We start from the raw sequence: 11,578 nt of genomic DNA, 5'->3' as shown, positions 1-11,578 counted from the left end.
GCTGAGCCCTACACCCCAGGCAGCCACCAGCCGCCAGAAGCACAGGGGCAGTGCACCCGATCAGGTGCAGTGCACCCGATCAGGGGCAGTGCACCCAAACAGGGGCAGTGCACCCGAACAGAAGAGGTGCATTGCCTACGGATCGGGTGCAGCGCCCCAACACACAAGAACAAACGCGGAACTGACAGAACCCATCCCCTCCCCGCCACAACCAGCCCGGGCACAGGGCGCCGAGCCGGTAATGATGACCCCGTCAGCGCAGATAGCGGCCCGTCACCGAGGCCTCGTTGGCTGCAATATCGGTCGGCGTCCCCTGTGCGACGATGCGGCCGCCCTCAATTCCGCCGCCCGGCCCCATGTCGATCACCCAGTCGGCGCAGCGAATCAGGTCCACATCGTGCTCGATGACCAGGACGGTCGCGCCGCGGTCAATGAGGCGCTGCAACACGTCGAGGAGGACCTGCACGTCGTCCGGATGCAGGCCAATCGTTGGCTCGTCGAAGACAAACAGCGTCCCATCTTGGCGGCGTCCCATCTCCGAGGCCAGCTTAAGTCTCTGCGCCTCACCGCCGGACAGGGCGGGCGTGGCCTCCCCCAGCGTCAGGTAGCCCAGGCCGAGGCTGGACAACGTCTCGAGGAGAGCACCCGCTTTCTTGAGTCCGCGCACGGCCACCCGGGCCTCGTCCACGCTCATCGTCATGATCTCGGGCAGGCTCAGGCCCTCGCGTCGGATCTCATTGGCCTGGGTCCCGTAGCGGCTCCCCCGGCACTGCGTGCACTCGATGTCCACGTCCGGCAGGAACTGAACGTCCAGGGTGATCTGCCCGGTACCGTCGCAGGTCGCGCAGCGCAGCGAGCCCGTGTTGTAGGAGAACGCGCCCGCCTTCAGCCCGGCGGCTGTTGCCTCCTCGGTGCGAGCGAAGGCGCGGCGCAGCTCGTCCAGCACCCCGGAATATGTGGCGACGGTCGAGCGCACGTTGACGCCGATGGGCGTCGCGTCGATCAGGTTGACGCGGGACATCCCGGCGGCATCCACGTCGCGCACGTGCCCGGGCAGCGCCTCACCCGCCAGCTGGGCGCGCAGCGCGGGAACCAGCGATTCCAGCACGAGCGTCGTCTTGCCGGACCCGCTCACGCCCGTCACCGCCGTCAGCGTCCCCACGGGGATGTCTACGCTCAGCGGTGCCACCGTGTGTATCCGCAAGGTCTCCAGGTGAATCGCGCCGCGCCCATCCGTGTCCGCGCCAGATTCCGACTCCCCCGTCTGCCGTTCAACCCTGCGCGAGCCCGCCATGTACGGGCCAATGCGGGAGGCGGGGGCGGCGCGGGCCTCGTCGATGGACCCCTGGAAGATGACGCTGCCACCGTTCGCGCCAGCGCCCGGGCCGATCTCGATGAGGTGGTCGGCAGCCCCGAGGACGCGCGTGTCGTGGTCGACGACGACGGCGCTGTTTCCGTCGGCGATCAGCTCGCGGATAATCGCGAGGACCCCGTCGACGTTGGCGGGGTGCAGGCCGATCGTCGGTTCGTCGAGGACGTAGAGGACCCCGGTCGTGCGATTGCGCACCGCGCGGGCCAGCTGGACGCGCTGGCGTTCGCCGTTGGACAGGGTCGAGGAGGCGCGGTCCAGCGACAGGTAGGACAGGCCCAACTCGACGAGGCGTTCCATCGGCTCAGTCATCTCGTCGACGATAACGCGGGCCATGGGCGCGACCTCATCCGGGACAAGGCCCGGGACCCGCGAGGCCCACTCGCGCAGTTCGGTCAGGGTCAGGCGGGAGGCCGCTCCCAGGTCCATACCGTCGATGAGGGTGGAGCGCACCCGCTCCCCCAGCCGCGTGCCCTCGCAGGCGGGACACGTGCGGGTGATGAGGTACTTGGAGACGCGGGCGAGGGCCTTCTCGTCCTTGGCCTTCGACAGCGCGTTTTCGACGGTGGCGACCGCGTTGAAGTATGTGAAGTCCAGGTCCGTGCCTCCCGTCTTGGTGGCCACGACGATGTGCCGTTTCTCGGGCGGGCCCTCGTAGACGATCGTCTTTTCTCCGTCGGTCAGGTCTCGGAAAGGCACGTTGGTACGCACGCCCATCTCCCTAGCGACGTCCTTCATGAGTTTCCACATGAGGGATCCCCACGGGGAGACGGCCCCTTCGTCAATGGTGAGAGACTGATCGGGCACGAGGGCGTCACGGTTCACGAGGCGCTGGACGCCCGTCCCCTCGCACACGGGACACGCGCCCCCAGAGTTGAAGGCCATCTCCTCGGCTCCGAGCCCATAGAAGGACTCCGCGCATGTCGGGCACACGAGCGGAATCTCGAGGGCGACGGCTCGCGAGGGCGGCACACGGTGCCCGTTGGGGCACAAGTAGGAGCCCGCACGCGAGAACAGGAGCCGCAGGTGGTTGAGGAGTTCCGTGGCCGTGCCAAAGGTTGAGCGCACGTCGGGCACGCCCGGGCGCTGACGCAGCGCAAGGGCGGCGGGTACATGCGCGACCTCGTCGACCGAGGCCTTGGCCACCTGGGAGATGCGTCTGCGCGTGTAGGTCGCCAGGGACTCAAGGTAGCGCCGCGATCCCTCCGCATACAGCGTGCCCAGGGCGAGGGAGGACTTGCCCGACCCGGACACACCCGCGATCGCGACGAAGGAGTTCAGGGGAACGTCGATGTCCACGTTCTTGAGGTTGTGGACGTGGGCACCGCGCACGCGAATGACGTCGGGCACGTCAGAAGCCCAATCGTCCCAGCATCTTCGGGTCGGACTGCCAGTCCTTCGCGGTGCGCACGTGCAGGTCGAGGTAGACGCGCCGCCCCAGCAGCTCCTCGATGTGTGTGCGCGCCTGGGTGCCGATCTGCTTGAGGCGCGAGCCCTTGCGGCCGATGATGATGGCCTTCTGGGAGTCGCGCTCGACGTAGACGTTCACGTGGATGTCGAGCATGGGCGGCCGCTCGTCGCCCTCGCGGCGGGGGCGTTCGATGATTTCCTCGACCTGGACGGCCAGGGAGTGTGGCAGCTCGTCGCGCACCCCCTCCAGGGCGGCCTCGCGGATGAACTCGGCGATGAGGGTGTCGCGGGACTCGTCGGTGACGTCCCCGTCGGGGTACAGGGGCGGCGAGAGCGGCACGGTCTGGGCCAGCACGTCGCGCAGGTGGTCGATGCCCTTGCCCTCCACCGAGGAGACGGGCACGATGGCCGCCCACTCCCCCAGCTTCTCGATCGCGAGCAGGTGCTTCATGACGCGCTCACGCGCAACCGCGTCGCACTTGGTGGCCACGGCGATGATCGGACGCTTGACGGAGCGCAGCTCGCGGGCGATGAACTGGTCGCCTGGACCGATGCGCTGGTCGGCGGGCAGGCAGAAGAGCACGACGTCGACCTCGGAGAGGGCCTCGCGCACCATATCGTTGAGGCGCTTGCCCAGCAGCGTGCGGGGACGGTGGTATCCGGGGGTGTCGACGAGCACCAGCTGGTAGTTATCCCCGTGCACGATGCCGCGGATGTTGTGGCGGGTCGTCTCGGGGCGACCCGAGGTGATCGCGATCTTAGCCCCGACCAGGGCGTTCGTCAGGGTCGACTTGCCGACGTTGGGACGCCCGACGATGGAGACGAAGCCGGCGCGGAAGTCCTCGGGGAAGTCGGGGACCTCAATGGTCGCGGCCGCATCCTCACGCAGGGATGCGAGCGAGGTCAGCGCCTCGAAGGCGTCCAGGTCCGCGTCCTCCTCGTCCTCCAGGTCCTGCGGGTCCACCCCGCCGTCGTCGAACTGGGCGTCGTCGCCCCGCTCACCCCCGGTCTCGCTCGCCTCGCCGAGGCCGGAGTGGATCTGCGCGCGAGCGTCGGCTTCCGGGTCCGCGGCATCAGCGGCCACCTCGATGCGCGCGTCCCCGAGGGCGTTGGGGCCGGCCATGAGTTCGTCGTCGGAGGGGAATCGCATGTCAGTTGTCCTTGTCGTCGGCGGGGTGTTGGTCGGGGGTGAGGGCAGGATAATCGGGGTCGAGGCGACAGAGAATCGTGGAGACCTGGCGGCGTCGCCCGCGCGCCTCCTCCGCACTCATCGTCACACCCGCAAGCGTGCCGGTGGCACCGGGGAGGGGGACCTTGCCGATCGCCTTGGCGAGGAGTCCTCCGACGGAGTCCACGTCCTCGTCTTCGATGTCGCGCCCGAGGAGCTCCCCGAGCTCGGAGATCGGGTAGCGGGAGGGAACCCGCCACGTCCCGGGCTCGATCTCTTCGGGTTCGGCGCTGTGGCGGTCGTGCTCGTCGGTGAGTTCTCCGACGACCTCCTCGAGGATATCCTCCAGGGTCACCAGGCCGGCGACGCCCCCGTACTCGTCGATGACGATCGCCATGTGGAAGCGCTGGGCCTGCATCTGGCGCAGCATGTCGTCGGCCGGCTTCATTTCGACCGCGTACTCGGCGGCGCGCATCATCTGCTCGGCGCGCATGTCCAGCTGGCCGCCGTTGGCCTCCCACCGGGAGACCACGTCCTTGAAGTAGAGGATGCCCCGGATGTCATCGACGTCATCGCCGACGACGGGCACGCGCGAAAAGCCGGAACGCACGAAAAGACGCAGCGCCGAGCGGGCGGGCGCGTCCGCGTCGATGGTAACCATATCGGTGCGCGGAACCATGACCTCGCGCACGAGGGTGTGCCCGAGGTCGAGGACGGAGCGAACCATGTCGCGGTCCTCCTCCTCGAAGCCCTCGGTTTCGCCCACCTCGTCGACAATCTCACGCAGGTCGGAGATCAGCTCGGCACGCACCTGAGCCTCGGTGGGGACGGGAGCGGGGCGCGCGGAACGCAGCCGACGCAGCACCGGGTCGGCCAGGTGACTGAGGCGCGAGAGGCGCCAGGCGAATCCCGCTCCCGCCAGGGCGATGCCCTCGGGGTTGCGGGCGCCCGAGCGGGCGGGGATGAAGGACACGAAGAGGAGCTGGAGGGCGGCGGTAGCGAAAACCGCGATGAGCGCGACCGCCCACCATGGCATGCCCGTGCCCGCCAGGACGATCGTGACCATGACGGCATAGACGACCTGCCAGAAGGTGCGGAATGCCCGCAGGGACAGCAGGGTTCGCCGCTGGTGGTCGACGAGCGCGTAGAGGGTGCGCGCGTTCTTGCGTTCCTCCTCGACGAGGTCCTCCACCCCCGCCAAGGTCAGGCGTTGGACGGACTGTTCGACGCACTGGGCCAGCGACGCGGCCACGAGGGCGAGGAGCGCCAGGAGCAGCAACGCCAGCGAGGGCACGCCCGGGAGCGAGGCGGCCGAGGCGGCCGAGGGGACAAGGGTCATCGCGTGGCCAGGAAGGTCAGCAAGAGCTTGCGCTGGAGCGCAAACATGACCTCGCGCTCGGCGTCGTGGGCGTGGTCGTAGCCCAGGAGGTGGAGCATTCCGTGGGTCGCCAGCAGGAGCATCTCCTCGGCGGCGCTGTGGCCGGACTCGGCCGCCTGGCGGGCGGCGACCTGCGGGCAGATGCAGATGTCGCCGAGCATGCCGGGGGGCGTGGGGTGGTCCGCCGTTCCGGGCTTCAGCTCGTCCATGGGGAAGCTCATGACGTCCGTGGGGCCGGGCAGGTCGAGCCAGCGCACGTGCAGTTCCTCCATCGGCTCGGGTTCGATGAAGATGATGTTGACCTCGGCGTCCGAGCTCACGTGCATCTGGTCGAGCACGTAGTCGGCCAGCGCTGAAAACTCGGCGACGTTGATGTCGTAGTCGGTTTCGTTGATGACCTCGGTCATGGCGTGTACTCCCTGCGTGCTGTGTGGTGGCTGCGCGAGCGCGCGCGGCGCGCAGCGCTGCGGTCGTCGAAGCGCTGGTAGGCGTCGATGATGGCGCCCACGAGTTCGTGGCGGACGACGTCGGCGCTGGTCAGGTGGCAGAACTCGATGTCGTCAATGCCGCCGAGAATGGACTCGATGAGGGCCAGGCCGCTGGTCTGGCTGCCGGGCAGGTCAACCTGGGAGGCGTCGCCCGTGACGACGACCTTCGATCCGAAGCCCAGGCGGGTGAGGAACATCTTCATCTGGCCGAGAGTCGTGTTCTGGGCCTCGTCCAAGATGATGAAGGAGTCGTTGAGGGTGCGCCCGCGCATGTAGGCCAGCGGCGCCACTTCGATGGTTCCGGCGGCCATGAGCTTGGGGAGGGCCTCGGGGTCGAGCATGTCGCCCAGGGCGTCGTAAAGGGGGCGCAGGTAGGGGTCGATCTTGTCGGTCAGGGAGCCGGGCAGGAAGCCCAGGTTCTCGCCCGCTTCGACGGCCGGGCGGGTCAGGACGATGCGGCGCACCTCGCCCGAGAGGAGGCGACGCACGGCCTGGGCCATCGCCAGGTAGGTCTTGCCCGTGCCTGCCGGGCCGATACCGAAGACGATGGTGGCGCGGTCGATCGCGTCAGCGTAGGCCTTCTGCCCGGGGGTCTTGGGGCGGATGGATCGCCCGCGCGCCGAGAGAATCTCCTCGGTGGGGGCCTCGCCCGAGGCCAGGCGCCCCAGCAGCCCGATGGCCTGTTCGACGGCCGTCGCGTCCAGGGCGGTGCCGCGCCTGGCCATCCCGATGAGTTCTTCGAGGAGCCCGGCTGCCACGTCAATGTCGGCCTGTGCGCCCGCCAGGGAGATCTCCCTGCCGGTGACGAGGAAGCGCACGTGCGGGAAGCCCCGCTCCAGGGCGCGCAGCACCTGGTCGGCCACGCCGAGGACCGAGATGGGGTCCATGTCTGCGGGGATGGTGACGCGGCCCGTCGTGTGCGCGAGGGTGACCGCCGCGAGCGTCGGCTCAGTGTTCTCCGTAGTCATACTGGCTCTATTTTACGCCGCCCTCGGTGCGAGGTGGGGCCGTGGGGCCGCCCGGCGCAGTGACCCCGGCCGCATACGCTCGCGAGGCGGGGCGAGCGGATGCGGCCGGGAGGCGCCGCAACGCACAATGAGGGCATGCCTACCCTGGAGGATCTTCTCGCCAGCCCGCCCGACCTGCCGGTGACGCGCGCGCTGGGCGACATCGCGCAAGCGGCGCGTCCGGGCGGATGCGCGCTCGTCACGGCTCCCCCAGGCACGGGAAAGACGACGATGCTGCCTGTGGCCGTCGCGGTTGCCCTGGCAGGGCGCGGTGGCGGACAGGGGCCATCAAGGATCCTGGTGACCCAGCCGAGGCGCGTCGCCGCGCGGGCGGCGGCCCGCAGGATCGCCCGTCTCCTCGGTGAGGAGGTGGGCGGCCAGGTCGGCTACTCGGTGCGCGGGGACTCGCGGGTGAGCGAGGCGACCCGGGTGGAGATGGTGACCCCGGGCGTGGCCCTGCGACGCCTTCAGCGGGACCCGGAGCTTCCGGGCGTGGCGGCCCTCGTCGTCGACGAGTTTCACGAGCGCGACCTGGACACGGACCTGGCGTTGGCGTTCGCGTTGGACGCGCGCGCGGCCCTGCGCGAGGACCTGTTCATCGCCCTGACCTCGGCCACGTTGGAGGCCTCCTCCGCCACCGCCCTGCTGCGCGACGCCACGGGCACCGATCCGGCGACCGTCGACATCCCGGGGGAGATCCACCCCCTCCAGGTGCGTTACGCCCCGGCCCCGCGCGGCGTGGAGGCCGTGGGCGCGCTGGGGTCGGAGCGCGTGGGGGTGCGCCGGGAGTACCTGGCGCACGTGGTGCGCGTGATCGAGGACACGGTGGCTGCCACGTCCGGGTCCCTCCTGGCGTTCCTGCCGGGCGTCGGAGAGATCGAGGCCGTGCGCCGGGGCCTGAGCCTGCCCGGCGTCCCGATTCTCGCCCTGCACGGACAGCTGAGCGCCGCCGAGCAGGACCGCGCCCTGTCCCCCGCCTCGGGACGCCGCGTCATCCTCTCCACGTCGATCGCGGAGTCATCCCTGACGGTCCCGGGCGTGTCCGTCGTGGTGGATTCCGGCCTGGCGCGCGAGCCGCGTTTCGACGCGGGGCGATCCCTGTCTTCCCTGGTGACGGTGCCGGCGTCGCTGGCCCGACTGGAGCAGAGGGCGGGGCGTGCGGCGCGCACGGGTCCCGGGGTGGCGGTGCGGGTCATGGACCCGGTGGACGTGGCGCGCAGGCCCACCCAGTCGGCTCCGGGCATCGCCACGCAGGACCTGACGGACGCGCGCCTGCAGGTGGCCTCGTGGGGCACTCCGGTGGAGGAGCTCGCCCTGGTGGACGCTCCACCGTCGGGGACGTGGGAGGCCGCCCGCTCCCGTCTGACCTCCCTCGGGGCGATCGACGAGGCCGGGGTCCCGACCGCTTTGGGGCGCACGCTGGCGTCCCTGCCCCTGGATCCGCCGCTCGGCAGGGCGCTCCTGGTGGCCAGCGGTGCACTGGGTGCGTCGAAGGCGGCGCGTTTCGTGGCCGTGCTGGCCGAGGATGTGCGTGCCCCGGGCGCGGACCTGGGGGGCTTCGAGCGCCGCCTGGACCGCGGGGGTGAGGCGGGCGAGCCCCTGGCGGCGCGCGTGAGGGAGACGGAGGCTCGGCTGCGGCGCCTGGCCTCGCGCCTGCCGGGCGTCGAGGCGTGGGAGAGCGAGGCCGCGGCGGGCTTCCCCGAGCGGCGGGGCATGCCTCGGACCCGCGAGGACGAGCTGGCGCTCACGTGCGCGCTGGCGAATCCGCAGTGGATCGCGCGCAAGCGCCCGGGTTCGGCCGCCTACGTGCTGGCGGGCGGGGTGGGGGCTGAGCTTCCGGGTTCCTCCCCTCTCGAGGGGCAGGAGTGGCTGGCCGTCGCGTCGATCGATCGGGCGCCAACGTCCCGCCACGCGCGCATCCTGGCCGCCGTTGCCCTATCGGAGGAGGACGCGCTGGCGGCGGGGGCGGCGCTGAGGCACGAGGACACGCGGGCGTCGGTCGAGCGCGGGGCACTGCGGGCCACGCGCACGCGTTCCCTGGGGGCGATCCCGCTGTCCTCCTCCCCCGCGTCCCTCGGCGCCGAGGAGGCTACCGCGCTGGCGGCCGAGCATCTGGCGACGCGCGGGCTGGGCGAGCTGGGCTGGGGGAAGGAAGCCTCGTCGCTGCGCGAGAGGATGGCGGCGGTGCGCGCCGCTCTGGGGGATCCGTGGCCGGACGTGTCCGAGGCGGCCCTGGCCTCGAGTGCGGGGGCCTGGCTGGCCCCGTGGGGGCGGCGCCTGGCCGAGGGAGCGCCCCTGTCGTCGGTGTCGATGCTCGAGGTGCTGCGTTCCCTGCTGCCGTGGCCCGAGGCGGCGCGCCTGGATGAGTTGGCTCCCGAGAGGCTCGAGATTCCCGCCGGGGGCACCCGGCCGGTGGATTGGGCCGGAGCACACCCGGTGCTCACCCTGCGCGTCCAGCAGGCCTTCGGGTGGAGGGACACGCCCCGGCTCTTGGACGGGCGCGTTCCCCTGGTGCTGCACTTGACGGATCCGGCGGGGCGCCCGGCGGCGGTAACCTCGGACCTCACGTCCTTTTGGGCGGGGCCGTATCGGGAGGTACGCGCCCAGCTGCGCGGCCGCTATCCCAAGCACCCGTGGCCGGAGGATCCGCTCAGCGCCGAGCCGACGAATAGGGCCAAGAGGAGGCGCTAGCGCGCGCCAAAACCCTCCCGCGCGACGCGGGAGGGCTGGTATAGCGCGGGCGGACGGCGCCTCGCACCGCGCGAACTCGCGGGCGCGGAGAGGCGCCCGCGGCGCGGTCATTCGCTGATCTTGCCGACCACTCCACGCCCGTCGGGCAGGTTCTTGGACGGCATCTGGTAGGCGTCGAGGTCCGCGATTGCGGGGCGCTCGAGGCCCAGTTCGCGCAGCTGCGCGTAGGTCGACATGCGCACGGGGCCGAGCTCGGCGACGGGCTGGCCCTCCTGCGTGAGCGTGACGACTTCCCCGGATGAGGCCCGCGCGAGCGCGGCCCCCACATCCTGCTTGAAATCACCAATATCTAGAGCCCTCATGGGACTATCTAAGCACGCCGGGGGGCCTTGAAACCAGCCGCGCGGTCACCATATGACACATGGCACCGATACACCGGCTAAACGAGCGTCACACGAACCCGTGGCAGTGACAATCACCACGCGCCGAGTGTTCGCCTGGTGGAATAGCTCGGCACCGCGCGCGTTGAGGAAAGAGACTTTTCCGAACGTAAGGAGCAACATGTCCACGAATCCGATCGAAGACGTCGACCTGCTGGTCGTCGGAGGCGGCAAGGCCGGCAAGTCGCTGGCGATGGAGCGCGCGAAGGCGGGCTGGCGCGTGGCGATGGTGGAGCGTCGCTTCGTGGGCGGCACCTGCATCAACGTCGCCTGCATTCCGACGAAGGCGCTGGTGAACTCGGCGCGGCGCCTCGCGGATGCTCGCAGCGACGAGGCCTTCGGCGTCGTGGGCACGGACGGTGCTCGCGTTGACCTGGGGAAGCTGCGCGCCCACAAGGAGGGAATCGTGGGGGCGATGGTGGGCGCCCACGAGAAGATGTTCGCTGCCCCCGGCCTGGATTTTGTGCGCGGAGAGGCCCGTTTCGTGGGCGAGCGCACGGTGAGCGTCGCCCTGGAAGACGGCGGAGAGCGGACGATCCGCGGCGAGCGCGTCCTCATCAACCTCGGGTCTCGCCCGGCCCGCCCCGCGATCCCGGGCCTGTGGGAGTCGGGCGCGTGGACGAACGAGGAGATCCTGCGCCTGGAGGAGCTGCCTTCTTCCCTGGCGATCATCGGGGCCAGCTACATCGGCGTGGAGTTTGCGTCGATGATGGCGACCTTCGGCGTGGATGTCACTCTCATTTCCTCGGGAGAGCACGTGCTGCCGCGCGAGGAGGAGGACGCGGCCCACGTCGTCGAGGCAGGCCTGGAGGCGGCGGGCGTGCGGATCGTGCGCGGAGTGCGCGCGCAGTCGGCGTCTCGCTCCGGCAACGAGACGACCCTGGTGCTTTCGGATGGCTCCTCGGTCGCCGCCGAGGCGGTCCTGGTGGCGGCCGGTCGCGTGCCCAACACTGATGGCATCGGCCTGGACGAGGCCGGGGTCGCCCTGGATGAGCGCGGTTTCGTCGCGGTCGATGAGCACCTGCGCACGAGCGCCGCGAACGTGTGGGCGGCCGGCGACTGCGCCGGCACGCCGATGTTCACCCACGCCTCGTGGTCGGACTTCCGCATTATTCGCCTCCAGCTGACGGGTGCCGCCGAGGATGATCCGGCCACGTCCACGGCCGGGCGCACGATCCCCTACGCGGTGTTTGCTTCCCCGGAGCTGGCGCGCATCGGCTTGAACGAGGAGGAGGCGCGCGAGCGCGGCCTGGACGTGCTGGTGGCGCGTGTTCCCACGGCGGCGATCCCGCGGGCGAAGACGCTGCGCTACGCGGGCGATGGTTTCTGGAAGGCCGTCGTGGATGCGCGCACCCACGAGATCCTGGGCGCGACGTTGATCGGCCCGAACGTGTCCGAGGTGATCACCGCGGTTCAGGTGGCGATGGCCGGGCACCTCACCTACGAGCAGCTGCGTTTCCTCCCGGTTGCGCACCCGACGATGGCGGAGGGCCTGCAGGTTCTCTTCGATTCACTGGGCTGAGACCTGCGGGAGTTACGGGCATAGAGGGGCGGGTGGGTCCGAACGTTCGTTCGGACCCACCCGCCTTGACGGGGCCGCCCCCGCGCTTGGTGCGCGGGGGCGGCG

The 11,578-nt window shown here is 70.5% G+C and carries 8 protein-coding genes; 2 read left to right on the top strand and 6 right to left on the bottom strand.

The annotated features are described in order from the left end of the window. Window positions 1-253: 253 nt before the first annotated feature. From NQK35_RS01260 to NQK35_RS01240, 5 genes are read right to left on the bottom strand one after another with little or no spacing between them, the layout of a single operon-like run. On the bottom strand, window positions 254-2,719 hold the full coding sequence (locus NQK35_RS01260; RefSeq protein ID WP_257114320.1) for an excinuclease ABC subunit UvrA: 2,466 nt from the start codon (window positions 2,717-2,719) through the stop codon (window positions 254-256). A 1-nt stretch (window position 2,720) separates the two neighbouring features. Next, a complete protein-coding gene (gene era, locus NQK35_RS01255; protein ID WP_257114319.1) occupies window positions 2,721-3,929 on the bottom strand; it encodes a GTPase Era in 1,209 nt (402 codons plus the stop codon). Between the two features lies 1 nt (window position 3,930). Then, the gene (locus tag NQK35_RS01250) at window positions 3,931-5,286 is read right to left on the bottom strand and encodes a hemolysin family protein (protein ID WP_009212141.1); all 1,356 of its coding nucleotides are present in this window, start codon (window positions 5,284-5,286) and stop codon (window positions 3,931-3,933) included. Next, a complete protein-coding gene (ybeY, locus tag NQK35_RS01245; RefSeq protein WP_048743309.1) occupies window positions 5,283-5,732 on the bottom strand; it encodes an rRNA maturation RNase YbeY in 450 nt (149 codons plus the stop codon). The genes NQK35_RS01250 and ybeY overlap by 4 nt, the downstream gene beginning before the upstream one ends. Beyond that, on the bottom strand, window positions 5,729-6,781 hold the full coding sequence (locus NQK35_RS01240) for a PhoH family protein (RefSeq protein ID WP_257114317.1): 1,053 nt from the start codon (window positions 6,779-6,781) through the stop codon (window positions 5,729-5,731). The genes ybeY and NQK35_RS01240 overlap by 4 nt, the downstream gene beginning before the upstream one ends. A gap of 135 nt (window positions 6,782-6,916) precedes the next feature. Between NQK35_RS01240 and hrpB the strand changes: the two genes are divergently transcribed. Further along, on the top strand, window positions 6,917-9,511 hold the full coding sequence (gene hrpB, locus NQK35_RS01235; RefSeq protein ID WP_257114316.1) for an ATP-dependent helicase HrpB: 2,595 nt from the start codon (window positions 6,917-6,919) through the stop codon (window positions 9,509-9,511). Between the two features lie 107 nt (window positions 9,512-9,618). On the opposite strand, the gene NQK35_RS01230 is transcribed toward hrpB, so the two are convergent. Further along, complete coding sequence (locus NQK35_RS01230; RefSeq protein ID WP_009212145.1) at window positions 9,619-9,873, bottom strand: type II toxin-antitoxin system Phd/YefM family antitoxin; 255 nt, start codon at window positions 9,871-9,873, stop codon at window positions 9,619-9,621. Window positions 9,874-10,072: 199 nt separating this feature from the next. Between NQK35_RS01230 and NQK35_RS01225 the strand changes: the two genes are divergently transcribed. Beyond that, window positions 10,073-11,473 (top strand): dihydrolipoyl dehydrogenase family protein, encoded by a 1,401-nt coding sequence (locus NQK35_RS01225; RefSeq protein ID WP_257114314.1) that lies wholly within the window; start codon window positions 10,073-10,075, stop codon window positions 11,471-11,473. Window positions 11,474-11,578 lie beyond the last annotated feature (105 nt).

Origin of the sequence: Schaalia odontolytica (assembly GCF_024584435.1) — a bacterium.
Classification (GTDB): Bacteria; Actinomycetota; Actinomycetes; order Actinomycetales; family Actinomycetaceae; genus Pauljensenia.
Note: the sequence above shows the minus strand (reverse complement) of the source record. Positions and strands in the feature narration are given on the sequence as shown.

Excerpts from the sequence above, each read along its gene's own strand:
- era (WP_257114319.1), bottom strand. The coding sequence starts at position 3,929 with ATGCGATTCCCCTCCGACGACGAACTCATGGCCGGCCCCAACGCCCTC.
- NQK35_RS01250 (WP_009212141.1), bottom strand. The coding sequence starts at position 5,286 with ATGACCCTTGTCCCCTCGGCCGCCTCGGCCGCCTCGCTCCCGGGCGTG.
- ybeY (WP_048743309.1), bottom strand. The coding sequence starts at position 5,732 with ATGACCGAGGTCATCAACGAAACCGACTACGACATCAACGTCGCCGAG.
- NQK35_RS01240 (WP_257114317.1), bottom strand. The coding sequence starts at position 6,781 with ATGACTACGGAGAACACTGAGCCGACGCTCGCGGCGGTCACCCTCGCG.
- hrpB (WP_257114316.1), top strand. The coding sequence starts at position 6,917 with ATGCCTACCCTGGAGGATCTTCTCGCCAGCCCGCCCGACCTGCCGGTG.
- NQK35_RS01230 (WP_009212145.1), bottom strand. The coding sequence starts at position 9,873 with ATGAGGGCTCTAGATATTGGTGATTTCAAGCAGGATGTGGGGGCCGCG.
- NQK35_RS01225 (WP_257114314.1), top strand. The coding sequence starts at position 10,073 with ATGTCCACGAATCCGATCGAAGACGTCGACCTGCTGGTCGTCGGAGGC.